The 24291-nt window shown below is 38.2% G+C and carries 26 protein-coding genes, 2 tRNA genes and 2 pseudogenes; 18 read left to right on the top strand and 12 right to left on the bottom strand.

The features are described 5' to 3' along the window. Positions 1–19: 19 nt before the first annotated feature. Both GNP35_RS01650 and GNP35_RS01645 read left to right on the top strand, forming a co-directional pair. On the top strand, positions 20–292 hold the full coding sequence (locus GNP35_RS01650) for a type II toxin-antitoxin system Phd/YefM family antitoxin (protein ID WP_155693926.1): 273 nt from the start codon (positions 20–22) through the stop codon (positions 290–292). Beyond that, positions 273–551: a Txe/YoeB family addiction module toxin gene (locus GNP35_RS01645; RefSeq protein ID WP_155693924.1), complete on the top strand. Its 279-nt coding sequence runs from the start codon at positions 273–275 to the stop codon at positions 549–551. The genes GNP35_RS01650 and GNP35_RS01645 overlap by 20 nt, the downstream gene beginning before the upstream one ends. 18 nt (positions 552–569) lie before the next feature. Here GNP35_RS01645 and GNP35_RS01640 read toward each other — a convergent pair whose 3' ends face one another. The 5 genes from GNP35_RS01640 to GNP35_RS01620 form a co-directional block, all read right to left on the bottom strand. Further along, positions 570–899, bottom strand: a complete 330-nt coding sequence (locus GNP35_RS01640; protein WP_155693922.1) for a TusE/DsrC/DsvC family sulfur relay protein — start codon at positions 897–899, stop codon at positions 570–572. Positions 900–908: 9 nt separating this feature from the next. Continuing rightward, positions 909–1238 carry a hypothetical protein gene (locus tag GNP35_RS01635; RefSeq protein ID WP_155693920.1) on the bottom strand — a complete coding sequence of 110 codons (330 nt, stop codon included), beginning with the start codon at positions 1236–1238 and terminating at the stop codon, positions 909–911. A 17-nt stretch (positions 1239–1255) separates the two neighbouring features. Next, positions 1256–1612, bottom strand: coding sequence for a sulfurtransferase complex subunit TusC (gene tusC, locus GNP35_RS01630; RefSeq protein WP_155693918.1), 357 nt, complete (start codon positions 1610–1612; stop codon positions 1256–1258). 7 nt (positions 1613–1619) lie between these two features. Then, a complete protein-coding gene (tusD, locus tag GNP35_RS01625; protein ID WP_155693916.1) occupies positions 1620–1976 on the bottom strand; it encodes a sulfurtransferase complex subunit TusD in 357 nt (118 codons plus the stop codon). Between the two features lie 126 nt (positions 1977–2102). Beyond that, positions 2103–2768 (bottom strand): Bax inhibitor-1/YccA family protein, encoded by a 666-nt coding sequence (locus GNP35_RS01620; protein WP_155693914.1) that lies wholly within the window; start codon positions 2766–2768, stop codon positions 2103–2105. A 486-nt stretch (positions 2769–3254) separates the two neighbouring features. Between GNP35_RS01620 and GNP35_RS01615 the strand changes: the two genes are divergently transcribed. From GNP35_RS01615 to GNP35_RS01605, 3 genes are all read left to right on the top strand, one after another. After that, a tRNA-Ser gene (locus tag GNP35_RS01615) sits at positions 3255–3346 on the top strand. Between the two features lie 47 nt (positions 3347–3393). After that, positions 3394–3485 (top strand) — tRNA-Ser (locus tag GNP35_RS01610). Positions 3486–4019: 534 nt separating this feature from the next. Continuing rightward, on the top strand, positions 4020–4367 hold the full coding sequence (locus GNP35_RS01605; RefSeq protein WP_155693912.1) for a hypothetical protein: 348 nt from the start codon (positions 4020–4022) through the stop codon (positions 4365–4367). On the opposite strand, the gene GNP35_RS01600 is transcribed toward GNP35_RS01605, so the two are convergent. The 4 genes from GNP35_RS01600 to GNP35_RS01585 all read right to left on the bottom strand — a co-directional run bounded on the left by GNP35_RS01600 (position 4359) and on the right by GNP35_RS01585 (position 7876). After that, complete coding sequence (locus GNP35_RS01600; RefSeq protein ID WP_155693910.1) at positions 4359–5390, bottom strand: NAD(P)/FAD-dependent oxidoreductase; 1032 nt, start codon at positions 5388–5390, stop codon at positions 4359–4361. The genes GNP35_RS01605 and GNP35_RS01600 overlap by 9 nt on opposite strands. A 155-nt stretch (positions 5391–5545) precedes the next feature. After that, positions 5546–6274, bottom strand: coding sequence for an SDR family NAD(P)-dependent oxidoreductase (locus tag GNP35_RS01595; RefSeq protein WP_196492375.1), 729 nt, complete (start codon positions 6272–6274; stop codon positions 5546–5548). A gap of 5 nt (positions 6275–6279) precedes the next feature. After that, a complete protein-coding gene (locus tag GNP35_RS01590) occupies positions 6280–6690 on the bottom strand; it encodes a thiol-disulfide oxidoreductase DCC family protein (RefSeq protein ID WP_155693906.1) in 411 nt (136 codons plus the stop codon). Between the two features lie 280 nt (positions 6691–6970). After that, positions 6971–7876: a TIGR01777 family oxidoreductase gene (locus GNP35_RS01585; protein ID WP_155693904.1), complete on the bottom strand. Its 906-nt coding sequence runs from the start codon at positions 7874–7876 to the stop codon at positions 6971–6973. Between the two features lie 109 nt (positions 7877–7985). Here GNP35_RS01585 and GNP35_RS01580 point away from each other — a divergent pair. The 3 genes and pseudogenes from GNP35_RS01580 (at position 7986) to GNP35_RS01570 (ending at position 11419) form a co-directional block, all read left to right on the top strand. Beyond that, a pseudogene (locus GNP35_RS01580) lies at positions 7986–9051 on the top strand (AI-2E family transporter). Positions 9052–9064: 13 nt separating this feature from the next. After that, positions 9065–9571, top strand: coding sequence for a TIGR03546 family protein (locus GNP35_RS01575; protein ID WP_196492374.1), 507 nt, complete (start codon positions 9065–9067; stop codon positions 9569–9571). Positions 9572–9586: 15 nt separating this feature from the next. Next, positions 9587–11419 carry a TIGR03545 family protein gene (locus GNP35_RS01570; RefSeq protein WP_155693901.1) on the top strand — a complete coding sequence of 611 codons (1833 nt, stop codon included), beginning with the start codon at positions 9587–9589 and terminating at the stop codon, positions 11417–11419. Positions 11420–11605: 186 nt separating this feature from the next. Here the strand turns inward: GNP35_RS01570 and GNP35_RS16195 are convergent, their stop codons facing one another. Next, positions 11606–12304, bottom strand: a complete 699-nt coding sequence (locus tag GNP35_RS16195) for a PEP-CTERM sorting domain-containing protein (RefSeq protein WP_155693899.1) — start codon at positions 12302–12304, stop codon at positions 11606–11608. Between the two features lie 173 nt (positions 12305–12477). Here GNP35_RS16195 and GNP35_RS01560 point away from each other — a divergent pair, with 173 nt between their 5' ends. The 3 genes from GNP35_RS01560 to GNP35_RS01550 all read left to right on the top strand — a co-directional run bounded on the left by GNP35_RS01560 (position 12478) and on the right by GNP35_RS01550 (position 14808). Then, complete coding sequence (locus GNP35_RS01560; RefSeq protein WP_155693897.1) at positions 12478–13275, top strand: acyl-CoA thioesterase; 798 nt, start codon at positions 12478–12480, stop codon at positions 13273–13275. A 76-nt stretch (positions 13276–13351) separates the two neighbouring features. Beyond that, entirely contained in the window at positions 13352–13987 is a 636-nt protein-coding gene (pdxH, locus tag GNP35_RS01555; protein WP_330997663.1) for a pyridoxamine 5'-phosphate oxidase, read from the top strand. A 35-nt stretch (positions 13988–14022) separates the two neighbouring features. Continuing rightward, positions 14023–14808: a TatD family hydrolase gene (locus GNP35_RS01550; RefSeq protein ID WP_155693893.1), complete on the top strand. Its 786-nt coding sequence runs from the start codon at positions 14023–14025 to the stop codon at positions 14806–14808. On the opposite strand, the gene GNP35_RS01545 is transcribed toward GNP35_RS01550, so the two are convergent. Next, a complete protein-coding gene (locus GNP35_RS01545) occupies positions 14798–15397 on the bottom strand; it encodes an AhpA/YtjB family protein (protein ID WP_155693891.1) in 600 nt (199 codons plus the stop codon). The genes GNP35_RS01550 and GNP35_RS01545 overlap by 11 nt on opposite strands. A gap of 120 nt (positions 15398–15517) precedes the next feature. Here GNP35_RS01545 and serB point away from each other — a divergent pair, with 120 nt between their 5' ends. Together serB and cysS are read left to right on the top strand one after the other, a co-directional pair. Further along, a complete protein-coding gene (gene serB, locus GNP35_RS15385; protein WP_230961252.1) occupies positions 15518–16747 on the top strand; it encodes a phosphoserine phosphatase SerB in 1230 nt (409 codons plus the stop codon). A 117-nt stretch (positions 16748–16864) separates the two neighbouring features. Further along, the gene (cysS, locus tag GNP35_RS01535) at positions 16865–18247 is read left to right on the top strand and encodes a cysteine--tRNA ligase (RefSeq protein ID WP_155693889.1); all 1383 of its coding nucleotides are present in this window, start codon (positions 16865–16867) and stop codon (positions 18245–18247) included. 162 nt (positions 18248–18409) lie between these two features. On the opposite strand, the gene GNP35_RS01530 is transcribed toward cysS, so the two are convergent. After that, a complete protein-coding gene (locus tag GNP35_RS01530) occupies positions 18410–19009 on the bottom strand; it encodes a Yip1 family protein (RefSeq protein WP_155693887.1) in 600 nt (199 codons plus the stop codon). A 799-nt stretch (positions 19010–19808) separates the two neighbouring features. Here GNP35_RS01530 and GNP35_RS15380 point away from each other — a divergent pair. The 5 genes and pseudogenes from GNP35_RS15380 to GNP35_RS01510 form a co-directional block, all read left to right on the top strand. Next, positions 19809–20081 (top strand): annotated as a pseudogene (locus GNP35_RS15380) (methyl-accepting chemotaxis protein); the annotation flags it as partial. 30 nt (positions 20082–20111) lie between these two features. Beyond that, the gene (locus GNP35_RS15375; RefSeq protein ID WP_330997693.1) at positions 20112–20525 is read left to right on the top strand and encodes a CZB domain-containing protein; all 414 of its coding nucleotides are present in this window, start codon (positions 20112–20114) and stop codon (positions 20523–20525) included. A gap of 79 nt (positions 20526–20604) precedes the next feature. Then, positions 20605–21372 carry a tRNA isopentenyl-2-thiomethyl-A-37 hydroxylase MiaE gene (miaE, locus tag GNP35_RS01520; RefSeq protein WP_155693884.1) on the top strand — a complete coding sequence of 256 codons (768 nt, stop codon included), beginning with the start codon at positions 20605–20607 and terminating at the stop codon, positions 21370–21372. A gap of 84 nt (positions 21373–21456) precedes the next feature. After that, a complete protein-coding gene (locus GNP35_RS01515; protein ID WP_155693883.1) occupies positions 21457–23709 on the top strand; it encodes an InlB B-repeat-containing protein in 2253 nt (750 codons plus the stop codon). A 186-nt stretch (positions 23710–23895) separates the two neighbouring features. Then, positions 23896–24288 (top strand): DUF6404 family protein, encoded by a 393-nt coding sequence (locus GNP35_RS01510; RefSeq protein ID WP_155693881.1) that lies wholly within the window; start codon positions 23896–23898, stop codon positions 24286–24288. The last annotated feature ends 3 nt before the right edge of the window (positions 24289–24291 follow it).

The raw sequence follows: 24291 nt of genomic DNA, 5'->3' as shown, positions 1-24291 counted from the left end.
CGTACATAAGGTTTTTGTTATGAATAGCATAAGTGTGAACCAATTTCGAGACAACTTAAAAACATACGTTGAACAAACAGTTAGTGAACATGAGCCGATAAAAGTGACAAGACGAGCCGGTGAGGCTTTTATTGTAATGAGCGCAGACGACTGGGAAAGAGAGCAGGAAACATTACACGTTTTACAAAGTAGTAGCTTAATGCAACAAATTGCTGAGTCTATGAAAACGCATACGAATAAGAAAGGTTATAAACCAACAAAAGAGCAGTTAGATGAGATCACTAATCTTTGAAGGTGAGACTTGGCTCGCATATGAAAAATTAAGAGAAAAAGATAAAAAGTTACACAAAGCGTTGTGCAAAATATTAAAGGAAATGCTTCGCTCAGATCCTAGTTCAGGCTTGGGTAAGCCTGAAGCGCTAAAGCACAACTTGTCGGGTTTATGGTCAAAAAGAATATCCCAGAAAGATCGACTGATTTACAAATTCGATGAAAATTACGTCTATATATTCGCCATTGGTGGGCACTACGCCGATCATATAAAAATATAGTACCTTAAAAAAGAACGGTTAAATGCACTTCGCCGGTTTAGGCAATCCAGCAATTCTAGTGGCTTGTTTAGCAGGCCCTTTTGGAAATAACTTGTATAGATAAATACTATTTCCTTTGTCGGCGCCTAATTGTTTAGCCATCGCTTTTACCAACATTCTAATTGCAGGTGAAGTTTTATATTCTTTGTAAAAGTCACGCACAAAATTAACCACTTCCCAGTGATTATCTGTCATGGTAATTTTCTCTAATCCTGCGATATGCTCTGCTAGTTCCACACTCCAATCATCCAAGTGCAGCAAGTACTCGTGCTTATCTGTTTCATATTCTTTATTATTAAATTCAATCATTTATTGTTTTTACCAACTAATTATATTCTGTGCTTGTGCTGTTAATTTAACCCAAAGCTCATCGTCAATAGCCTCAACTAATACAGTGCCAGTCACAGCAGAGCCACTTGCACTATTTTCAGTTAGGCTACTTCCTAGCAGTTTTATTTTTCTAGCTGAAACGTCTAACGCTCTTGCATATAGCAACTCACTTGGGCTTTGCAGGTCGCTTTGTAGCAGGTACACAGCGTCTTGCAGAAATAGAATACGATCGTTTGATTCAATGGTATCTTTTGCTAATGCCCAGCTATCAGGGCTAAAGATTAAATGGAGAGTATAACGATGAGAAGAAAAAGGCATGTTTGACTCCGATTAAATTACAAAAACGTGATCAACGTTATTTTTAAAGCGAGAAAGTCTGTATGTTCTATAGGTAATACATTACTTAAACGCTCATTGTTTTCTAGCCCATATTTAACAAGGCTGTTTGTATGCACATACACTTTTTCAATGTCATAAATGTCTAACGCTTTGATTGTGCTTGTATAATCTTTCTGGGAAAAAGACTCAGGATCTTGATGGGCTAAGGTTTGAAAAACACCTTGTTTATAAAAAACGACAGACACGTCCTGTTCGTATGACCCCAATATCAAGCTTAAATCTAACGCCTCTTTACCCTGTAAGTCATTAAATGCAGGTTGCGTATGAATGATTAGAATGGATTTTATATTCATTACTTTCCTACTTAAATTGGATTACTTTATCAACGATGGAGCAACGCTCCGCAAATTCGGCTAAACCTGCGATTTTAAAACCATGCTCAACATGAGTTTCGTGAATGCCGCGTTTTACACCAGCCGTCACGCAAAGCCATAACGGTACACCAAAAGCTTTATGTAGTTTGAGCAACTCTGACTGGCCGTTTAATTCATCGCTACTTATTTCAAGATTAGGAAGGGCATTTGTTACGCCGTCTTGATATAAAAAGATAGCATCAATAATGTGGCCTTGTGCAATGGCCGCTTCGCTAAACTGACAAGCTGATAGTACGGATTGTTCCGACCAAGCTTTACCATGAAGCATTATTAAATAGCGCATGAAAGTCTCTTTGGTAAATGTGAATAGGTATAGTTTAAATCATATTGAAGGGTTAACCCATCTCTGCCTTGAAAAACAGGCAAAAAAAAGCGCCACACGAAGCAGCGCTTTTAATGGTTTTGGCGATTAGTCGTCGTTGCCGCCGAATGCCATTAAGATATTAATTAAGCTGATGAAGATATTGTATATAGATACAAATAACGTCACCGTTGCAAGAATATAGTTAGTCTCGCCGCCTTTAACAATCGCTTGCGTTTGCATTAGGATTGCGCCAGAAGAGAATAAGATAAACATTGCACTAATAGCTAAAGATAACGCTGGAAGTTGTAAGAAGATGTTTGCTACAACTGCTGCGATTAGTACCCAAAAACCAGCAACCATCATTCCGCCTAGGAAAGACAAGTCACGCTTTGTAGTTAATGCATAAGCAGAAACACCAAAGAAGGTAAGGGCTGTGCCACCTAGTGCCATCATTACGATTTCACCGCCGCCAGCACCAATAACCATATTAAGGATTGGGCCTAACGTGTAACCAAGGAAACCAGTGAATGCGAATACAGCGACTAAACCCATTGAAGAGTTAGCTGCTTTATGGACAAAGAATAATAAGCCATAAAAACCAACCAACGTCACAATTAACCCCGGGTGAGGTAAGTTTAATGCCATTGCACCGCCAGCAACCATAGCAGCGAACGCTAAAGTCATAGCCAATAATGAATAAGTGTTTCTTAGTACCTTGTTCTGCTCTAATACAGAGGTTTTAGTACCTTGATACGCCATTCTGCTGTCCATTTTGAACTCCTGTTGTTTCATAATATAAAACGTTGTTTAAAAACTAATGGTAGTTTTCATTAAATTGCATTCCTGGTCAATATATATAGGTAAACAATTTAGTTTCAAGATATTTATACGAAATAAAGTCACGATTGAATCACTATTTCACACTAATTTCGACTACATATCGTTTAATAGGTTCCCCAAATATAAAAATTGTTGATTTTCTGAAGTGTATGTATGTAGTTTTGCCTTGGTAATGAAGTAATGAAGTAATGAAGTAATGAAGTAATGAAGTAATGAAGTAATGAAGTAATGAAGTAATGAAGTAATGAAGTAATGAAGTAATGAAGTAACTGGCTGATTTCGATCGAGAACCAACAAACTCAGCTAAAAAAGCCTCACTTTGATTTAAAATTAGCCGAACAAACCAGAAAACCTAACTTTTTTTAAACTTTGACTTTACAAGAGTTAGTTAGGTCTCTAATATGCGCTTCATCAAGTGGAGAGGTGGCAGAGTTCGGTCGAATGCACCTGACTTGAAATCAGGCGAAGGGTTAAACCTTCCGGGGGTTCGAATCCCTCCCTCTCCGCCACTTATACAAACTATGAGTTTTTAATTAAACTTGTGGCAAACGACTTAGGAAAGCTGGCAGAGCTCGGTCGAATGCACCTGACTTGAAATCAGGCGAAGGGTCAAACCTTCCGGGGGTTCGAATCCCTCGCTTTCCGCCAAATCAACCAAGCCCGATCATTTGATCGGGCTTTTTTGTATCTAAAATTCACTTTTCATTTAGTGCATCAGTCGCTTCGTGACTAGTAACGCTTAGCTGTGATTGTTATCCAACAAGGACGGCATGAATACTTCCATGTAGCCTCGACGATTCATCCCTGAATCGAACGCCTCGTTAATAATCAATCAGCAGCACGTTAGTTCGATACTGGCAATGCTCAGCTGTGATTGTTATACAGCGAGGACGGCATAAATACATCCATGTAGCCTCGACGATTCATCCTTGAATCGAACGCCTCGTTGATAATCAATCATCAGCACGTTAGGCACTCTCGCCTAAACTGGCCATGAATTCACTGCACACGTTAAACCAAAACTCTGCTCAATTACTTCGATACTGGTAATGCTCAGTTGTGATTGTTATCCAACAAGGACGGCATGAATACTTCCATGTAGCCTCGACGATTCATCCCTGAATCGAACGCCTCGTTGATAATCAATCATCAGCACGCTAGGCACTCTCGCCTAAACTGGCCATGAATTCTCTGCACACGCTAAACCCAAACACTGCTCAATTACTTTCCAAACGAGGTTTCCAAGGCAGGGATGCCTTGGCGAAGCGCTTCATGGATGAACTTGAGCGCCCGAAGTGGGAAGTAATTGAGTTGGGTTCAAGCTTAAGAGTGGATAAACTTGAGCGCCCGAAGTGGAAAGTAACTGAGTTGGGTTCAAGCTTAAGAGTAGATAAACTTGAGCGTCCGAAGTGGGAAGTAATTGAGTTGGGTTCAAGCTCAAGAGTAGACGAACTTGAGCGTCCGAAGTGGAAAGTAACTGAGTTGGGTTCAAGCTCAAGAGTGGATGAATTTGAGCAGGGCTCAATCTAAGTTGTGCATCTTCTCGGCGCACTCAATGGCACTCAAATATGCACCTTCAACACGACCACCTTTTGCCCAATCACCAATGATCGCAAATTGCTCTTTATCATTAAAAATCACATTGCTGTTATCTGCTTTATACTTTTCAAGATAACTTTCCGTTGGTCGAGCGTATCGCCAATAGTGCACATAACTATCAATCAATGTAACGGGCTCACCTAGATTGTTATTTGCGATAAGTTCGTTCAACCAATTTAATGCTTCCTGCGTTATTACATTGGCATTTTCTCCAATGTGTTGCTTTGTAAATTCGGCAGAAAAATGGATGTTCCAAATGTCTTCGATTTGCTGTGACTTCTGATTCGCTGTTATTTCACGAGCTGGTTTGTGGCTTTGTTTTGCTAACCAAGACACTTTTTCTTTACTAAACACGCCTTGTAATACGGGGTCAACGCTGCCTTTTGTTGCTAAAGTTACGGCCCAGCAAGGATCATGCACGTCAGTTGGGATTTGTTTACTAATATCAGGAAGGTCATTAAATAGCTCTCGCGCTTGTTCAGCTGGAATAGTTGAGATGAGCCAGTCAAAAACACCAACTAATTCCATATTATCTCGCCATAAGAGCCACTTTCCGTCATCAAATGTAATGTGGTTAATCTTGGTGTTTAGTTCGACTTTTTTGTCCTTTAAAAGCTGTTTGGCAATGCTGTTCATTTCAGGTGTTGCAACATAACGTAATTCTGCATCGGGCGAAGTAGCGAGCGTCTTTTCTCTTAAAAGCTGAGGCTCAAGGGTCCAAGGCGAAACTAAGCCTTTCATTTCCCACTTTTCAACAGCACTGACGAAGCGAGGATCCCGGGCGGTAAAGTATTGAGCACCCATATCACAGTTGCCCCAAGACAAACGCTTAGTGTTCATTCGTCCGCCTCGACCTCGAGACTTTTCAATCACGGTAATGTCGTATCCTTTCGAAGACAATTCGTCAGCTATGACTGCGCCAGTTAATCCAGCTCCAACAATTGCTAGTTTCATTTAAACCTCATTGTTTTCATTATTAAAATGTCATTACCCAAAATAAATGGAACACTTCTACAAATTACAAATTACAAATTACAAATTACAAATTACAAATTACAAATTACAAATTACAAATTACAAATTACAAATTACAAATTACAAATTACAAATTACCAACTGATGGTTTTACCTTGCCAATCAACATAACTTAACTCTTGGTCAAACCTTTGGTTTTCAACCACAGTTAAAAAATACTTTGCTGATTGCTCTGAGGAAAAAAGTTGTTCCGACGGCACATTGGCTTGGAATGGCTTTGATAGTGGGCTGTCGGTTGTGCCTGGGTGGTAACTTATAAATTTAAGACCTTTATAACTTCGCGCGCATTCAATGGTGATGTTTTTGAGCAACATGTTAAGTGCAGCTTTACTAGCGCGGTAACTATGCCATCCACCAAGTCCGTTATCAGTGAGACTACCTATGCGAGCAGACAAAGCCGCTACTTTAAAAGACTGATCTTTAGTAATAGCTTTTAAAATAGATTGAATGATTAGTATTGGAGTCGTGGTATTTGCTTTGATTACCTTTTCGAATATGAGCGGGTCAAGTTGGCTCAAGGCTTTTTCAGGGCGAAATTGTTGGCTGTGTAAAATCCCATTAAAAATATACAAGCCCGTTAAGTTTATTTGGTTAATGTCTAGAGATTGAATAACTGAATCAAGTGTCGCCTGCTCATAATTACTTACTGAGTTATGTGTGATATTCGGCTTATTCCAGTCTAATTGAGTACGACTAAAGGTAATAACCTGATGATTTGGATTAACGCTTAGTTGTTCAACAACGGCCTTGGCGATAGCGCTAGAGGCGCCAAAGATTAAAAATGTTTTGGTATTGTCTGACATGTAAACTAGTCCTTGAGGCGACCTACTTGGCATGACTCACACCGAGCCTTTCCGGTAAAGAATGCAGAAATTGAGTATCTATTTTTTGCAAACCACAAGTAAACAGGGTCAGCGAAAAATCGAACCCAAGACCAAGTTAAAGGTTTAAACAACCAGCCTTTGCCAACTGTGTCCCAAGCTTTGTAGGTAACATCAAGGCCAAGAAGTAATGTCCCGTTGTTATCGATAGCGTGTAGGATTCGGTTTGCATAGTCAGGATCAACATTAGGGTATTCACTCATATCAACGCTGTTCTGAATATTAATAAATTCAATAGCATCGTTAGTATCGGCGTTGGCCAACTTTTTCATTTCAGCAACACATAATGGGCAACAGCCATCGTAAAACAAAATAAGATCATGAGATGTTTGAGTCATAACAAACTGCCTTTATATTTTCCAAAAACTAAAAACTAAAAACTAAAAACTAAAAACTAAAAACTAAAAACTAAAAACTAAAAACTAAAAACTAAAAACTAAAAACTAAAAACTAAAAACTAAAAACTAAAAACTAAAAACTAAAAACTAAAAACTAAAAACTAAAAACTAAAAACTAAAAACTAAAAAACTAAAAAACTAAAAACTAAAAAACTAAAAACTAAAAACTAAAAACTAAAAACTAAAAACTAAAAAACTAAAAAACTAAAAAACTAGCGCGTTAACCTTTTATAACGTCATGTAACGCAGGCGACAATGTCTCAAATTTGAAGGTATAGCCGGAGTCTAATAATTCTTGTGGTACTGCTTTTTGACCATATAAAACCAAATCAGCCATTTCACCCATAGCGAGTCTTAAAACAAACTCAGGAACTGGAAACAGGCAAGGGCGACCAAGCTCAGAAGCCAATGTTTTACTAAACTCTGCGTTTGTTACGGGGTTAGGTGCCGTAAAGTTAAAAGGTCCAGTAAGTACAGGATGTTCAACTAAATATTCTATAGCACTCACCATATCGTCAATATGAATCCAAGGCATAAATTGACGTCCAGTGGCAATTCGTCCACCAAGCCCTAATTTAAATGGCAATAGCATTTTATCTAATGCGCCACCTTTATTACTCAATACTATGCCAGTTCTGATCACGGCAACATTTGCATGTTTGGCGTGAAGTGCAATATCTTCCCATTGATGGCAAAGTTTATGGCTAAATTCTGGGAAATGGTTTGTGAATTGCTCAATTATTACCGTTGAACCTTGTCGTCCGTAAATGCCAACAGCACTGCCACTAATTAATCGGATAGGGCGATCGTCAGAGCATTCTTTGCTAATTTTGTTAACGACTTGATCCGTCAACGTCCACCTACTTTTGCATAAACGCTCTTTTTGTTTGTCAGACCAGCGTTTTGATACAATAGGCTCACCAGCCAAATTCAATACAACGTCAAAGTCTTTAAAATTAACTTCTGATAAATCACTAACAATTAGTACATAAGACGGGAGCTTTTTTTGAGCTTGGGCTTTATCTCGAGTTAGTACCGTAAACTGAGCATTCGCATTAGTTATGTGATGTTGCTCAATAAATGCTCGACCAATCAAGCCGGTACCGCCTGTTATAAAATAATTCATAATAAAAAGCCGTTTAAGTGGGATTTAACTTGTTAATTAATCATAGTTCTTTTACGGTATTTAGCTGAAAAACGGTCACAAATTACGAAAAAGAATTTAAGGATGAGTGATGCCCAAGCTAGAAGTCAATTTTGCTACCAAGTTTTTGTTTATTATGGCGTGTCTTGTCATTTTATTAGCGGGTATAAAAGCCTCTAGCACAATTTTGGTACCTTTTTTACTGTCCATTTTTATCGCAATTATTACAAATCCACTGGTCGCCAAATTAGTCTCTCTAAGAGTCCCTAGAGTTGTGGCTGTGCTCATCGTACTGTCGTTATTACTCATCGTTGGTATGAGCTTAGCGGGTGTTGTAGGACAATCATTTAATGACTTTTCAAAGTCCTTACCAGAATACCAAGAAAAACTAGCTGGCGAATTACATTGGTTAGTAAGCCAGTTGGCTTTGTTTAATATTGAAGTAGATAAGTCTCAGTTAACGGAATACTTTAACCCTGGCGTTGCCATGCAAATGGTTGGAAATTTGTTAAGTGGTTTTGGTGGCGTAATGGCCAACTTATTCTTAATTGTTTTAACGGTTGTGTTTATGTTGTTTGAAGCGCCAGACGTGAACAAAAAAATCCATATTGCTTTGCACGATCCAAAAATGAAGCTTCACCATATTGATAGATTTTTAGAGTCTGTAAACAGCTACTTAGCGATTAAATCCTTAGTGAGTTTAGGCACCGCTGCACTGGTTGCAATTTTGTTGTGGGTACTCGATGTAGACTACGTTTCTACTTTGGGCTGTGTTGGCTTTTCTATTTAACTTTATTCCTAACATTGGTTCTATCATCGCTGCTGTGCCAGCCGTATTATTGGCGATAGTAGTACAAAGCCCAGCAGTTGCAGGTTTGGTAGCGCTTGGGTATGTAGGCATAAATACGATAATGGGAAATATTGTAGAGCCTAAGTTTATGGGCAGAGGATTAGGCTTATCAACGTTAGTTGTATTCTTGTCGTTAATATTTTGGGGATGGTTATTAGGCACGGTTGGGATGTTATTGTCGGTACCTTTAACTATGATTGTTAAAATAGCCTTAGAAGCGAATGAAGATAGTAAGTGGCTTGGCTTGTTGCTTGGCAATGTTGATGAGCAAAAATTAAAATCTGAATTTGAAGAGTTGTCAGAATAAACAAGGAGTTGATGTGATTAGTCTATTAGCAAAATTATTAAGTGTTCTTAATTCCGATACGAAACCGAGTCAAATAGCGCTGGCAATTGCGTTAGCATTGCTTGTTGGTTTTAACGGCGTTGTAAGTAGCATTGGTTTATTAGTGATTTTATTATTGTTTGTGGTGCGTTGTAATTTAACAATATTCTTAGCTTTTACTGCGGTATTTGCCGTTTTTGGGAAATTGTTTTCTTTCCTAACTCATTTAATAGGTGAGGCTGTTCTAACCACGGAAGGTTTACAAAGCTTGTTAACAGATTTGTACCAGACATACTGGTTTAGGCTAGATGAATTAAACAACACGGTTGAAATGGGAGATTTGATATTTTCTGTTGCTGCCTTTGTGCCTGTTTATTTTATAAGCATAATTATTGTGAATAAATACCGCATCTCATTAATGGGATTTGCGAACAAGTTTAAAGTAGTACAAACGCTTAAAGCATCTAAGTTTTATCGTATTTACGCTGCAACACAAAGCTAAGAAGGACTACTGAATATGGAAACTGAAAACAAGAAACAGCCAGGGCCAATTCGTGTTGGTGGTATAGCAACATTAGCAATCTCAGTCGGAGTGATTACCGCAGCTGGATATTTTTTAGCAGCACCATTTGCTAAGAGCCTTATTTCTACTGGCATGGAGCAAGCTTTTGGAGCAGAAACGAATATTGATTCCGTTGATATTAATTGGCAGCCATTTGGCCTTGCGATTAACGGCTTAAAGCAAACAAACCCTGATAAGTTAAGCGAAAATTTATTTGAATTTAATCAAGCCGCGGCGAGTGTTAACTTGTGGGAATTGCTAATAGGCAACGTGCTCATTGAACAGTTGACCGTTGATAACTTAATGTTCAATACACAGCGCGCGGAAAAAGGCGAAGCAATAGAGTCAGACGACGAAAATGAAGTAGGACTGGAAACGGGTGACTCTGAGTTAGGTGGCGGGATCGAAGTTCCTAGTGCCGAAGAGTTGCTAGCTAAAGCAGATTTAATCACTGAGAAAAAAGCAAAAGCGCTAAAACAAACATGGAATACTGAAAACGAGCAGTTAAAAGCAAAAGTTGATGCATTGCCTAGTAAAGATGCGCTTAAAAAATATGAGGCGCAGTGGAAAGAGATAGAGAATACAAAAGTAAAATCGCTTGAAGACTTAGAAACATTAAAGAAAAAAATCAACGTTTTAAAAGCGGATCTTAAAAAAGACAAAGCCGCGATTTCAGAGTTAAAGTCTCAATACAAAGAGAGTAAAGAAAAGGTTGATACTGCTTATAAAGAATTAAAGGCCGCGCCAGATCAAGATTGGCAAAATATTAAGTCTAAATTGCCTATTGATGATCCGAATGCTGTTGCCATTTCAAAACTAATATTTGGCGATGAAGTAACAGGTTATATCGTCAAGGCGGAAGAGTTATATCAAACAGTAAAACCATTCATTGATGCCAACAAAGAAGTTAAAGCACAAGACAAGCTGTCAGCCGATAAGCTTGAAACTGGCAGAGACATTGAGTTTGAACTGGAAGATAAATGGCCAACGTGGGTTATTAAACAGTTGCTGATAAATGTTGTTGCACCTAACCAACAAAAATTTAAAGTTACTGGCGAAGAAATAAATGTAGAAAACTATGTTCGCAACAAACCAAGTCAATACAGTGTAAATTTAGACTCTGAAATTAAAGGTGAGAGCTTAACGTTATCAGGTAAGTACTTTGTTGATACGGTTGGTGATATCTCCACTGACGGCGACTGGTCTGCAAGTGGAATTAATGTTGATAGCAAATCTCTAACGGATAGCAGTGATCTAATAGTAACAATGCAAAACGCCATTCTGTCGGGTAATGGTCGTTATCAAGTTAACCAGCAGCTAGAAAGTCAGAACACCGTTTCATTTAAAAACGTTAACTTAGTGGGCGAAGCATCAACAAAGCTTGCTCAACTGACTTTAGATACTTTAACCAAAGTATCTGAGTTTAATCTTAATGTGAATCTAGACGGTGAAGTTACATCGCCAAATATATCAATTAAATCAGATTTAGATAACCAATTGAATACAGCATTTAAAGAGCAAGTTTCAGATCGATGGAGTGACTTACAAGATGAAACAAAAGGCAAACTAAAGGATAAGTTACAGGCAGAGTTGAACTTAAACGCAAAAGATCTCCAAAAGTTTAACGAAGTCAAAGCACAGTACGAAGCTGCTGAGTCTGATTTACAGAAGTATGGACAAGAGCAACTGGATAAGTTTTTAGACGAGAAAAAGTCTGAGTTGAAAAACAAAGCTAAAGATAAACTAAAAGACAAGCTGAAGGATAAGTTGAAAGGTTTTGGGTTTTAAATAACCTTTGACGCAGGCTGGCAGTCACTTGGGTAGGCAGGTAGCTACTTGGATAGGCAGGTAGCTACTTGCATAGCTTAATAATTATTTAGAACTGGTCATTCAACAGAAACAAAAAAAGCGCTCATTGAGCGCTTTTTATTTGAATAAAATTAGTCTAATAAGTTACTAGACGAATTCTAACTACTATTTTGACTTATAACGTCTTGCAGTAAATGCCAAACCAGCAGCCATTAACAACCAAGTAGAAGGCTCAGGTACATTATTAGAACCGCCTGATGGTGGTATTGGTTGACCTAAATTGCCGTTTCTCATCGCCATTGAATACTCTCTATCCATACCTTCAATCAAAATTAGATTATCTAGGTCGGTAAGCAAAAAGCGACCACCACCGTCTAGATCAAGAGTTGGTTCGTGAAATATGTTTGTATCAAACGAAACGCCAAGCGCTGGCATAGCTGGAGCATTTAGATTAGTGCTTTCTATAGCGAACGAGCTCTCACCAGAGCCACCATTACCCCAAAATACGGTATTGAGATCGTTGGCAATAAACAAACTAAAGTTGTACATACTTGGAGTGAAAACGTTTGTCACTATAGATATTAAGTCTATTTTGTCATCACCTGGATTAGTTTGATTTATGAAGTTAAAACTTGCCTGGTAAGACAAATTTGAAAAATCTGTAGATGTTATCGCATTTACACCGAAATCTAGCTCACCGAATAAGCTAAATAAACCAGTGCCTTGCACTTCATATTCATCAGCTCCGATAACGGTCGTACCTGAATAATCAATATCGAATTCATATGTAATTGGAGATGCGACAGCAACACTTGATAAAAGCATCGACGCGGCAATCACGCCATTTTTGATAAGTTGTTTCACTATTAACCCCTTAGACTTCTAACAGTGTTTTGTTCATTCTGGCCGAATATTAATCAAATAGCAATAAACTTTTGTTTTCAAGATATAAATAATTGGCTAGACTGGATAAATACTTTGTTGAAGTCCGACCAGTCGCTGTTTTGTCTTGAGCAATTAACAAAAGGATAAGTAACATGGATATCGAATCGATATTTGAAAATTTTAGTGAGAAGCAAGAAAGTTATAAACTGACTATCCCAGATAACTGGTCTCAAGGGCGCACAGTATTCGGTGGCCTTTCTGCAGCATTAGCCTATCAAGCCGCTGAAAATTTAATCTCAGATGGACGAGAGCTAAGAGCGTTCCATTGTAATTTTGTTGGCCCATTAAACGTTGATGAAGAAGTTGAAGTTAGCGCTGAAGTGTTGAGAACCGGAAGGAACGTAACTCAAATATTGGCTAAAGTGATTCAAAACGGTCAAGTGGGTGTAATGGCACAAGTATGTTTTGGTGTTTCTCGAGAATCAAAACTTAATCACATAGACCATCCTAAACATGACATGCCAATCCCTAAAAAAGCTAAGTTCATCCCACAGATACCTAAAATCGTGCCTAAGTTTATTCGACATTTTGATCTTGCGTTAGAAAAAGGAAGCTTTTCAGTTGGCACTAAAAAAGATCCTGAAATGCACGGTTGGTGCCGACTATCTAAAGCCCCAAGTCAAATGAAAATGGCTTACCTAATTGCATTAATGGACGCGTGGCCGCCGACTATGTTCCAAATGATGAAGTTACCCGCTCCAGCAAGCACAATGAGTTGGGACATAGAGTTTATTCACCCAATAAGTGAAATATCACCAACAGACTGGTTAGCTTGTGTAGTAAAAGCATCGCATGTAAACCAAGGGTATGGTCATGAAGAGGCAGACTTTTGGGATCAGAACGGTAGACTTGTCGCTTTATCAAGGCAGGTCGTAGCGGTATTTGGTTAAAAGTAAAAAATTGCTGACGCATATCAGTTAAATACTCGTATACTATTGCTAAGTCATTGTTTAAGAGGACATGCTGGTGGAATTATCTAATCTCCGTCGCGAGTATTGCCAAGGCAATTTAAGTGAATCGGATGTAAATCCGAATCCGTTTTTACAGTTTGAGTCTTGGTTGCAACAAGTTATTGAGGCAAAACTTCCCGATCCAACGGCGATGGTTGTTGCTACAGTTGATGCAACCGGCCAGCCATCTCAACGAATAGTGTTGTTGAAAAACTGTGATGAAAACGGGTTTGTCTTTTTTACTAATTTAGGCAGCCGAAAAGCTCAAGAGTTAAAAAATAATCCAAAAATATCGCTACATTTCCCATGGCATATTTTAGAGCGACAAGTCATTGTTTATGGTGAAGTCGAGCCTCTAAGTACCAAAGAAAATATGGCCTACTTTTTATCTCGGCCTAAAGAGAGCCAGTTGGCTGCTTACGCTTCTCACCAGTCTCAGCCAATTAAATCAAGAGAGCTTTTAATGCAAGGTTTTGCGCGCATGAAAGATAAGTTCTTAAAAGGTGAAATACCAGCACCTGATTTTTGGGGTGGCTTTAGAGTTAAACCAATTAAAATTGAGTTTTGGCAAGGTGGTGAGCATAGACTTCATGATCGCATGCTTTACACAAAAACACCGCAGGGTTGGTCAATTGAGCGTTTGGCTCCTTAAGCCTTAATGCTAAGTCATGAGCTTTATTAAATATAATGTTAGTTGATAGCCATTGCCATTTAGATTTTGAGGTGTTTGCCAAAGATCTTGATCAAGTTTTGTCAGATGCCCATCAAAACCATGTGGAGAGGTTTTTTGTACCCGGTATTAAATCTCAACAATGGCCATCTTTAAAACAGCTTTCTCAAGTAAATACGTCGATTAAGTCGGGCATTGGTTTACACCCATATTTTTTAAACGAATTTAATACCAGCGACTTAGACCTGCTTGCTCGTTGCTCAACAGAGAGTTGGGTTAGTGCGATAGGTGAATGTGGTATTGATGGTTTTCTTGCAGAAAATAGGCAAGAAGAGTGCTTCAGTGCAGCGCATCAGCAAGCTGTTTTTGAGACGCACATAGACATCGCTAATCAATGTAACAAACCGCTCGTTATTCATCATCGCAAATCACATCATTTGATTCATCAAAGCTTTAAACGAATACAGCCTCTTAGCGGTGGTGTAATTCATGCTTTTACTGGCAGTTTGGAAGACGCGCAACGATATATTAATTTAGGCTTTAAGTTAGGCTGTGGCGGCACCATTACTTACGAGAGAAGTAAAAAAACTCAGAGCACTTTTAAAAACCTAGATTTGTCACATATCGTGTTAGAAACTGATTCACCAGACATGCCATTAAATGGCAAACAAGGGCATAGAAATGAACCTGCTAACATTTTAGAAATTGCATTATGTTTGGCAAGCTTGAAGGAATTAACACTTGAAGAAGTGGCTTTAAAGACTAGCGAAAATTGCAAAGAGTTATTTGGATTTAGTCTTTAACCATATAAGCATTAGCTGAAAATGGTTTGAGTCCATTCGTAAACAAATAGCCAATTAACCCGGACAATAACATGATCAATATCACCTGTTTTGTCATCGTATAGACGTAATTAATGCCAGATGTTTGTAGATTTCTAATTAATACGGTTACACGAATAAAACCGAGCAAACGTCCGTCTTCACTATAAATGTCGGTAACATAGGGTGTTGGCAGGAAACCATTTAGTTCTTTGTCTATATTCACAAAGCGTTCCTTCGCAGGAACTGCGTTACTACTTTTACTCAGTAATTCCCCATATTTATTATAAATTAGCATTTCGTAAATGTTTTCTGAAACTAAAGCCGACGATGTTAATATTTCTAAAGATTCAATGTCATTTTCTGAAATATAATAGGCAGCGCTGTGACTGCTTTGTTGTAATAAATTATCGGCAAGTACGATGGCATTTTCTTCTAACAACTGATTACCTTTTGTTTTTATATCCACCCATAAACTCAAGGTAAAAATAACTAAAACTACACCTGCCAATAACTGCAGTAGCTTTTTATTTACCGATGAAGTTTTAATATAGGTAACTTTGGTGGCCATATTGGTCCATTTAGCTTGTTAGAAACAAAAAGTAGATTAATAAATAGTGCGCATTTATTCCAAAAAAAGCAATGTAGTTTGGTATATTCTAAGAAATTGTATTTTAGAGTCTTAAATAGAATGACATCAACCGCTCCATTTTCTTATAGCCATGTTTTTAATCTTAGTGACTGCTCACTAGTTGAAGTAATGGCCGAGTTGCAAACAACTCAGTATTTTACACTTAAGTTTTTAACGGATAATGCAGAGGATGCAAATAAGGCTGAAAGTGCGGTGTACGTTAAACTTGAGAAATTCAGTACAAAAGAAGACTCGCAAGTTAGGAAGTTAGTCGTTTTTAAAAACAACATATCAGCTATTACAGGTAATAACGCAGGGGATTCATTTTCTAGTTCTGACTTTGAATGGCAAGCCTTGTTTCATATTCATTCGGTTATTAAAGGTCTTGGCGTTGAAGCAGTTACGCGTATCGTTAAACCGTTAGCGTCGCTGCCTGGTGCGGTTGAGTTTTTGATCCCAAATCATTCTAATGTTGAAAGCTTTAATAATGAAAGCTTTAATACTGAAAACACTGATAATGAAAATCCTAATATTAAAAGCGCTAATATTAAAAGCTCAAATATGGAAAACTCAATTAATTCTATCGCTGATGAGCATGGTCTTGAGGTTGCATTCATTAATAGTGAATCCAAAGTACCGGGCCTAAAAATTCCAGCACTTAATAAACCTGGGTTATTGGTCATGGACATGGATAGTACCGCTATTCAAATTGAATGCATTGATGAAATTGCCAAATTAGCAGGCGTTGGAGAACAAGTGGCGGCGGTTACTGCCTCGGCAATGCGCGGTGAGTTAGACTTCGCAGAAAGCTTACATGCAAGAGTAGCAACGTTAAAAGGGGCACCTCAATCGGTAATAACAGATGTTGCGAGTAAATTGCCCTTAATGCCAGGCTTAGAATTGTTAGTATCGTGTTTAAAACAACACCATTGGAAAATTGCCATCGTGTCAGGTGGTTTTACAGCAATGACAGAAGCGTTAAAAGAACAACTCGGGCTCGATATAACGTTAGCTAATAACTTAGACATTAAAGACGCTAAGCTCTCGGGCACCGTTAGTGGTAAAGTAATAGATGCACAAGCTAAAGCTGACGCCGTTTTAAACTTATCAAAACAATTTAACATTCCAATGTCGCAAACTATTGCCATGGGCGATGGTGCAAACGACTTAAAAATGATGGCAGTTGCCAGTTTAGGCGTCGCGTTTCATGCTAAACCTCTAGTGTGTGAGCAGGCCGATGTATCAGTTAGGCAAGGTGGGCTTGATCAGCTATTGTACTTAATTGGTTAAAATTAAAGTGTAAAACGTGGTTGGTTTGTTAAAATGCCGCCATTAAGGAATTAGTGTGTCAGCAAGGCTACACTAATTAAGCAACTCAACAAAAACTAAACAGAATCAGGAAAACACATGTTACGCATTTACAATACTTTGTCCCGTCAAAAAGAGACGTTTAAACCTTTAGTAGCAGGCAAGGTAGGCATGTATGTGTGCGGTATCACTGTATATGATTTATTGCATATGGGTCATGGTCGTACTTATGTCGCGTTTGACGTAATGCAGCGCTATTTTAGACATACAGGATATGACGTAACGTTTGTTCGAAATATTACAGACGTTGACGATAAAATCATCAAACGTGCAATTGAAAATAACGAAACCTGTGATGAGTTGACGAATCGTACAATTGCGATGATGCATGAAGACTTTGATGCATTAAAAATGTTACCAGCGGATATTGAACCAAGAGTAACAACGCATATGCCTGAAATTATAGACGTTATTGAACGTTTAATTAAAAAAGGGCATGCGTATGTAGCCGGAAACGGAGATGTATTATTTGAAGTGTCTACTTTTAAAAAATACGGCGCGCTAGGTCGTCAAGATTTAACGCAATTGGTTGCAGGTGCAAGGGTTGATGTTGAAGAGACAAAACGTGATCCACTGGATTTTGTTTTGTGGAAGTTAGCAAAAGCTAATGAACCAAGCTGGGAATCACCGTGGGGCAATGGCCGTCCAGGTTGGCACATTGAGTGTTCTGCGATGAACTCAAAACATTTGGGTACACACTTTGACATTCATGGCGGCGGTTCAGATTTACAGTTCCCTCACCATGAAAATGAAATTGCTCAGTCATGCTGTGCATTTGACACGCCTTATGTAAATTACTGGATGCATACAGGCATGGTGCAAGTTGATAATGAAAAGATGTCAAAATCTTTGGGCAACTTCTTTACTGTCCGTGAAGTATTAAAGACTTATGACGCGGAAACCGTTCGCTACTTTTTATTGTCAGGTCATTACCGCAGCCAGTTAAACTATTCTGACGACAACTTGAAACAAGCAAAGTCTGCATTAGAGCGCCTATATTCTGGTTTAAGAGATGTTGAGCCTAATATGGATGTTGATGTATCAACTTACCCTCAAGCTGCAGACTTCTATGAAGCGATGGATGATGACTTTAATACACCAATCGCCTTGTCAGTTTTGTTTGATTTGGTTAAGCAATTAAACAAAGAAAAAGCGGAAGGTTTAGCGTCGGCCAACAATACGGCAGGTGTACTGGTTAAATTTGGTGAAGTGTTAGGGTTATTGCAAAGCAACCCAGAAAGCTTTTTCAAAGGCGAACAAGATGACGATGAAGTCGCTAAGATTGAGCAATTGATAGTTCAGCGTAATGAAGCTAGAGCGAGTAAAGATTGGGCAATGGCCGATGAAGCACGTGATGCGTTAAATGCGTTAGGTGTTGTGCTAGAAGATGGTGCTAACGGTACTACTTGGCGTAAAAGCTAGAGATTAGTTTTAGTAAATAAAAGAACATTAATTTACGAAAGAAAGTTAATGTTTAAATAAAAAAGCCGACTGTGATGTCGGCTTTTTTGATGGTTGATATTCTATTTGAGTTGTTGGCTAGGTCTAAATAGCTTACTCAACAACTTATTATCAAATGTTAGTCTAGTGGCTAAACGCTGGTGCGTAACCTGAGCTCCAGAACATTGCAAACGAGGTCATAATACACACGAGTAATATAAGACCACAAGTTACCACTGAACTAGCATAAATAAAGCCACGCTCTTCTGGTATATGCATTAAAATTGGCACGCCTGCATAAAGTAAATATACAGAATAAGACAATGCAATTAAGCCGATAATCATTACAAACCAAACTTCAGGGTATAGTGCTGCAAAGCCAGCCATAAATAACGGTGTTGCTGTGTATGCTGCTAATTCTAGTGTTTGTGTGTAAGTTGGTTCTGAACCAAAGGTGTGAGCCATCCAATGCGCTAAGTAGCCAAGTAAAAATACGCCCGCAATTAACGCGAAGTACATTCCTGAGCAAAGTAATAGTGCAGTGTCAGGGGTCATTTTAAGAGGTTCACCAACGCCTACACTCCAACCCATTTGAGTTACTGAGAAATAGCCACAAATTGCTGGTATTAATGCGATGATCATTATGTGAGACATCGAATATTTAAAACTTTCATGACGATTGTCAATGGTGTGCCATTCTTCAACCGGATGCGCGTACAGACCCCATAGGTGGTTTAGTATCATAATTATGTTCCTTACTGTCTAGTGATCGCTTAATTGCGCAAATGTTACACAATATGAGTATGTTATGGTCAAATTTTGCCTCAGAGTCAAGACTAGAATCGATTAATAAACCATCTAATTAGACGATGTAGTTATAAAGAGGCAACAAACTCTCACCGAGTAAATATTCTAAAAAGAGACTCAAATAGCTGTGTTTGTTGATGATTTTAGTGCTTTTAAAAAAATAAAACTAAAGCGGTATTACAAGATAAAAAATATCTAAATATTAAGCGTTTTATTAGATCCTGATTATACTCTGTGTAAGAAGTCCATATTTCTACCATTCCTGCATGGAAAATATGTAGGTCAATTTTTATGTCAATCAGTATTCCTGTTTACTAATTAGAGAGTAACTATGATATTCGGATCTAAACAAAAGAAGAAATTAAAACCCTCAAGGAACAGTTAGAAAACATTGTTTCAAAAATGAACAGCTCGAAAGTGAATTAAAAGACGTCAAAATTGAAAACAGTAGGCTGAGACATCAAGAACAAGATACGAAGGGAGATGATAGTTCGACGTTAAGTGACTACGGAAAACTTTGGATTCAATCCTCTAGTTTAGTAAATCAAATTCGTGAAAGTTTAGCCGAGTCATCGTCCCAGTTGATAAGGCATCGTGGTGACTTTGATGAGTCCAAACAATTATTTGATACCGTAACTAAAATGTTATCAAGTACATCAGGCTCTACTATTGAGATTACCGAAAATACAAAAAAGCGTCTGAATCAGCGGATGAGCTTAAAAATGTCATGTCTGGAATAAATGACTTCGTCAATATTATCAAAAGTATCTCAGACCAAACAAACCTATTAGCACTAAACGCAGCTATTGAAGCCGCCAGGGCTGGTGAGCAAGGACGAGGTTTTGCCGTAGTTGCCGACGAGGTGAGAACATTAGCACAGCGTTCATCAGAGGCCTCAAATGAGATATCGAGTTTGATTGAACAAGTGAACCAACAGATGACCGGAGTTATAGCTGGTATTAATAGTGTTGGTGAGAAAAGCAGCGAAATTAGTGATAGCACAACAACAATAGAGAAAAAGGCCAATGAAATCGTCACTATGTCTAAAAGCATGTATTCGGTTATATCTTACTCGTCGGCAAACTCGTTTATTGAAACTGCAAAAATGGATCACGTTGTGTGGAAAGGAGAGGTATATCAGCTTTTACTAGGTATGTCTGACAAAACGGTTAACGACTTTACTGACCATACCGAATGTCGATTAGGGAATTGGTATTACAATGGCGATGGCGCGGACCAATTCTCTCACTACTCTGCGTTTTCGAAAATAGAGAAGCCTCATGCAGATGTTCATAACTATGGTAGACAAGCTTTGGAGGCTCATGCTGAGGGCAACAAAAAGAGATCAATAGAGTTATTGGCGCAAATGGAAAAGGCGAGCTTAGCGGTCTTTTATCAACTGGAAGAGCTTTCTGAACAGATAGAGTCCGATTCGATGAAAAAAAATAAATAAGGCATATGAAATAGGATTGTGAGATTTGGGCCTGAACACGTTAGAATAACGGCAATAGAGAAACTAATGTTTTGGCCCAATGAATTTAAATAACCTGATACAACCAATAGCGTCCTTTTTAAATTGTTCTACTCCTAATGAGTGGATTGCAGCCGCAATTCAACCTGAAAACCTAGATGTACTTCTTATCGATCATATGATTTGTGAGTTAAAGGCAGCGCAAACTGCAATGTGGTTAATGCGAAAATACGCTGTTGATAAAGCAAGTGGTGATCAGTTGTTGGCGTGGCTTAGTCCATATGAAAATTTTATTTATAAACGAGAAGGGCGTTTAGAAGATCTCAGGGACTTAAAAGGTATAAGTAAAAAATTAGTGATTAGGCCAGATAGTAAGTATGGCCAAGACTTAGTTGATAAGATGGTGATGCTTATTAGAGAAGAGTTACATCATTTCTATCAAGTATTAGAGATCATGGAAGAAAAAGGCGTAGATTATAAAAGTATTACGCCAGGACGTTATGCTAAAGGCATGATGCGACATGTTAAAACTCATGAGCCAGACACTCTTATTGATAAACTTATTTGCGGTGCCTATATCGAGGCCCGTTCATGTGAGCGTTTTGCAAAACTAGCACCGCATGTAGACAAACGCCTCGGTGACTTTTATGTTTCATTATTGCGATCTGAAGCTAGACATTTCCAAGACTACTTAGTGCTCGCTGAAGAAATTGCAGGGCACGACATTTCCGAGCGCATTGCTTATTTTGGTCATGTAGAAGCCGAACTAATCTCAACTCCAGATAGCGATTTCAAATTTCATAGTGGTCTACCTGTTTTTAAGGTGTAATTAACTCTTTTATATAACTTTATTTTTACTTCTGGTAGTCTAAATTACCAAAAGAAACAGTTATATAAATATTAAAGGGTTAAAATGAAAACATTTTTTTACGCCTTGCTTTGTATAGGCATTGCTGGATGCGGTGGAGGCGGTGGTTCTGATGAAAAGCCTTCACAATCCTCTAGTACAGTACCAACATACACGTTATCAACGAGTGCAGATGACGGCGGTTCAATATCCCCGAGTTCTAAAACTGTAAATAGCGGCGAGTCAACTACCTTTAATATAACTTCTGATGATGGTTATGCTATTAGTACTGTTGAAGGGTGCAATGGGAGCTTAGCTGGCAATACATATACAACAGGTGCAATTAGCTCTAACTGCACTATTACAGCCACTTTCTCAGTTTCGACTCCAACATATACAATTGCAACCAGCGCCGATGACGGCGGTTCAATATCCCCAAGCTCTCAAACTGTAAATAGTGGTGAATCAACTACGTTTAACGTAACTCCCAATGATGGTTACGCTATTGGTTCTGTTGAGGGTTGTGATGGAAGCTTAACCGATAACATATATACAACGGGCCCTGTCAGCTCTAACTGCACGGTAACCGCCACTTTTTCAATGGTAAACAATTCAGATTCTTTAGGGGCTCAAAAAACACTTTTTGCATTAGTAGGTTTCTCAGACCAAAAGAAAAAAGTGACAGAAGAAGAGTTAAAAAAATTAGTATTAGACAATACAGACTCTTTAAATAAATTTATTTTAGAAAACTCTAGTGGGAAGGCATGGGTAGATGCCGAATTTACAAACTGGATCGATTTGGAAAAAGCCTCAACATTTTACTTCAATAATAATGATAGAAAAAATGATGAGTTTCACGCAGATGCTGTGACAGCGATTAGCAAAGTAAAAGATTTAAGCTTATTTGATCGCTTGGTATTGATAGGTACTAGAGCTGAGCAAGGTAATCCTGGCTGTTATGCCTATCAGCAGAAAATAACTTTAGGCAATGATAACGAATACGAGGGTTACTTTGCTGTTCTCGGCGGTGGTGGAAACACCGAGGATGACATCGGTTGTATTAGTCCTGGACGAATTGCACATGAGTATGGGCATACCTTTGGTTTTGGTCATACTTTTGAAACGACTTGTCCTTTAGACTATTTACCAATTAGTTTACTTGATCGACACTACGAAAACTCTTGTGTTAATAATGGGTATTGGGAAATGTACGATACCATGAGCTATGACATTAACTACCCTTTGTATTCATCAATATGGCGAAATAGTGTTAACTGGTTGGATGAAGCTCAAGTGTTAACAATAACCGAGTCTGGTGTATATAAACTAGAGCAATCATCGGCTGATTCGAACGGCGTTAAACTGTTTAAAATTCCTTTAGGCAAAGGATTGGAAGAGAAAGAGCTATTTTACTATATAGAATATAGAAAAAAATTAGGCTTGTTTGATATTAAAGAGTTTGAAAGCACTGGGGATGAGTATGAAGTCCTTGTTAGGCATACTGATTTTAAGTTTGGTAAGTTTAATAAAGATAATATTGGTTACAGTTATAGTTCATCAGAAATCAATGCACTCGATGTAGGAACAGACTTTGTAGATCAACATCGCGATATTAGTTTTTCTGTCGTGTCTATGTATGATAATCAAGAAGCATCAACTGTTGATATAAAAATTCAAGTACCTAGAGTCCAAATAACACCTTCTTATGTGCTTTCCTTTAATGATAAAGACCAGTTAAAAAAAACCTTTACGATAAAAAACATATCAAACTCTACGTTTAAAGTTTCATCAATAACAATGGGTGGGAGAACGGCAGAAGGGCTAACAGTTGCATCAGAGGACTGTATAGATGTTGATATTGCAGCTAACGGCGAATGTAACGTTGAAGTGGAGAGAGTTAGTCAAATGGCAGTATTGGCTTTTGCAGAGGTGCAAATCAATAATGGTGAAATAAAGCAAATTGTTGAATTAACAGGTACAAACATAGCTGAAACAGAGCCTTATGATCCGAACAAAGAGCTCGAGTGGCAAAATTTAGATAATGATTATGGAAAAGATCTAAATTGGAAAGCTTCTGTAAGTTATTGCCAAAACTTGTCATTTAATGGTTCTAATGACTGGAGACTACCAACTCTTGACGAACTAAGAGCTGAGTTTCAATTAAGTAATGAGCCACTATATGATGTATCTATTGATTTATGGTCAATTAGCGAAGATCTCGATGATATTCTTAGTGCTTATTTTATTCGTGGTAACTCTGAATGGTATAAAAATGACAAGAGCCAATCATATAATGCTCTTTGTGTCAGGGATAAATAAAACGTAGCGTCCTGTAAAACATTATACTTAACCAAATAATCGCCGGTAAAACTTATTATCGGCGATTTTTATTTTGGAAATACCCTATTTAGCTCCAAAGGCAAGAACTGGTTGAAAAATAACTCAGAAGAGAGAATACTACTGCGCATAAATTTATTACAGATCAATAGTTAACATAAGGGCCGGATGGACTTTGAGCAAAAGATGACTCACTTTAGAGAAGAGATGGAGTATCTTGGTATTTGTCAGTTTGCAGCTGCGCCTTTGCTTTATCGTTTTTTGTGGTTTCTAGGGATAGCAGAGCCGCCGCCATTTTTTGCAAGTAGGTGGAGAAGTTTGAGTATCCATGTAACTTGTTATTCGTTACTGCTGGCCTTTGTTTTGTTGACGTTGCACATATTTGTGGCACTAAATCTATCAACAAGTGTTAACTTATTTGTTATCGTGCTGATGTTTAGTCTGGTGTATAGCTTTTACATGGCTTCCAATTACCAATATCAAAGTCGAATGTTAGAGCTCCCAAGTTGGGAACTCTATTTGTCTGAAAAACATAAAATTGACTCTGCAAATATTTCTTAACAG

The sequence above is a fragment of the Psychrosphaera haliotis genome (assembly GCF_009728465.1).
Classification (GTDB): Bacteria; Pseudomonadota; Gammaproteobacteria; order Enterobacterales; family Alteromonadaceae; genus Psychrosphaera; species Psychrosphaera haliotis.
The sequence above is the reverse complement of the archived record's forward strand: the minus strand, read 5'-3'. Positions and strand labels throughout refer to the sequence as shown.

Bases quoted from the DNA above. Each gene is read 5' to 3' on its own strand.
- GNP35_RS15375 (WP_330997693.1), top strand. From the start codon at position 20,112: ATGTCTAAAAGCATGTATTCGGTTATATCTTACTCGTCGGCAAACTCG.
- GNP35_RS01620 (WP_155693914.1), bottom strand. From the start codon at position 2,768: ATGGACAGCAGAATGGCGTATCAAGGTACTAAAACCTCTGTATTAGAG.
- GNP35_RS01530 (WP_155693887.1), bottom strand. From the start codon at position 19,009: ATGATACTAAACCACCTATGGGGTCTGTACGCGCATCCGGTTGAAGAA.
- GNP35_RS01640 (WP_155693922.1), bottom strand. From the start codon at position 899: ATGATTGAATTTAATAATAAAGAATATGAAACAGATAAGCACGAGTAC.
- GNP35_RS01605 (WP_155693912.1), top strand. From the start codon at position 4,020: ATGAATTCTCTGCACACGCTAAACCCAAACACTGCTCAATTACTTTCC.
- GNP35_RS01585 (WP_155693904.1), bottom strand. From the start codon at position 7,876: ATGAATTATTTTATAACAGGCGGTACCGGCTTGATTGGTCGAGCATTT.
- serB (WP_230961252.1), top strand. From the start codon at position 15,518: ATGACATCAACCGCTCCATTTTCTTATAGCCATGTTTTTAATCTTAGT.
- GNP35_RS01515 (WP_155693883.1), top strand. From the start codon at position 21,457: ATGAAAACATTTTTTTACGCCTTGCTTTGTATAGGCATTGCTGGATGC.
- GNP35_RS01550 (WP_155693893.1), top strand. From the start codon at position 14,023: ATGTTAGTTGATAGCCATTGCCATTTAGATTTTGAGGTGTTTGCCAAA.
- tusC (WP_155693918.1), bottom strand. From the start codon at position 1,612: ATGAATATAAAATCCATTCTAATCATTCATACGCAACCTGCATTTAAT.
- GNP35_RS01590 (WP_155693906.1), bottom strand. From the start codon at position 6,690: ATGACTCAAACATCTCATGATCTTATTTTGTTTTACGATGGCTGTTGC.
- GNP35_RS01595 (WP_196492375.1), bottom strand. From the start codon at position 6,274: ATGTCAGACAATACCAAAACATTTTTAATCTTTGGCGCCTCTAGCGCT.
- GNP35_RS01510 (WP_155693881.1), top strand. From the start codon at position 23,896: ATGGACTTTGAGCAAAAGATGACTCACTTTAGAGAAGAGATGGAGTAT.
- GNP35_RS01645 (WP_155693924.1), top strand. From the start codon at position 273: ATGAGATCACTAATCTTTGAAGGTGAGACTTGGCTCGCATATGAAAAA.
- GNP35_RS01560 (WP_155693897.1), top strand. From the start codon at position 12,478: ATGGATATCGAATCGATATTTGAAAATTTTAGTGAGAAGCAAGAAAGT.
- tusD (WP_155693916.1), bottom strand. From the start codon at position 1,976: ATGCGCTATTTAATAATGCTTCATGGTAAAGCTTGGTCGGAACAATCC.
- GNP35_RS01545 (WP_155693891.1), bottom strand. From the start codon at position 15,397: ATGGCCACCAAAGTTACCTATATTAAAACTTCATCGGTAAATAAAAAG.
- miaE (WP_155693884.1), top strand. From the start codon at position 20,605: ATGAATTTAAATAACCTGATACAACCAATAGCGTCCTTTTTAAATTGT.
- GNP35_RS01650 (WP_155693926.1), top strand. From the start codon at position 20: ATGAATAGCATAAGTGTGAACCAATTTCGAGACAACTTAAAAACATAC.
- GNP35_RS01600 (WP_155693910.1), bottom strand. From the start codon at position 5,390: ATGAAACTAGCAATTGTTGGAGCTGGATTAACTGGCGCAGTCATAGCT.
- GNP35_RS01570 (WP_155693901.1), top strand. From the start codon at position 9,587: ATGGAAACTGAAAACAAGAAACAGCCAGGGCCAATTCGTGTTGGTGGT.
- cysS (WP_155693889.1), top strand. From the start codon at position 16,865: ATGTTACGCATTTACAATACTTTGTCCCGTCAAAAAGAGACGTTTAAA.
- GNP35_RS01635 (WP_155693920.1), bottom strand. From the start codon at position 1,238: ATGCCTTTTTCTTCTCATCGTTATACTCTCCATTTAATCTTTAGCCCT.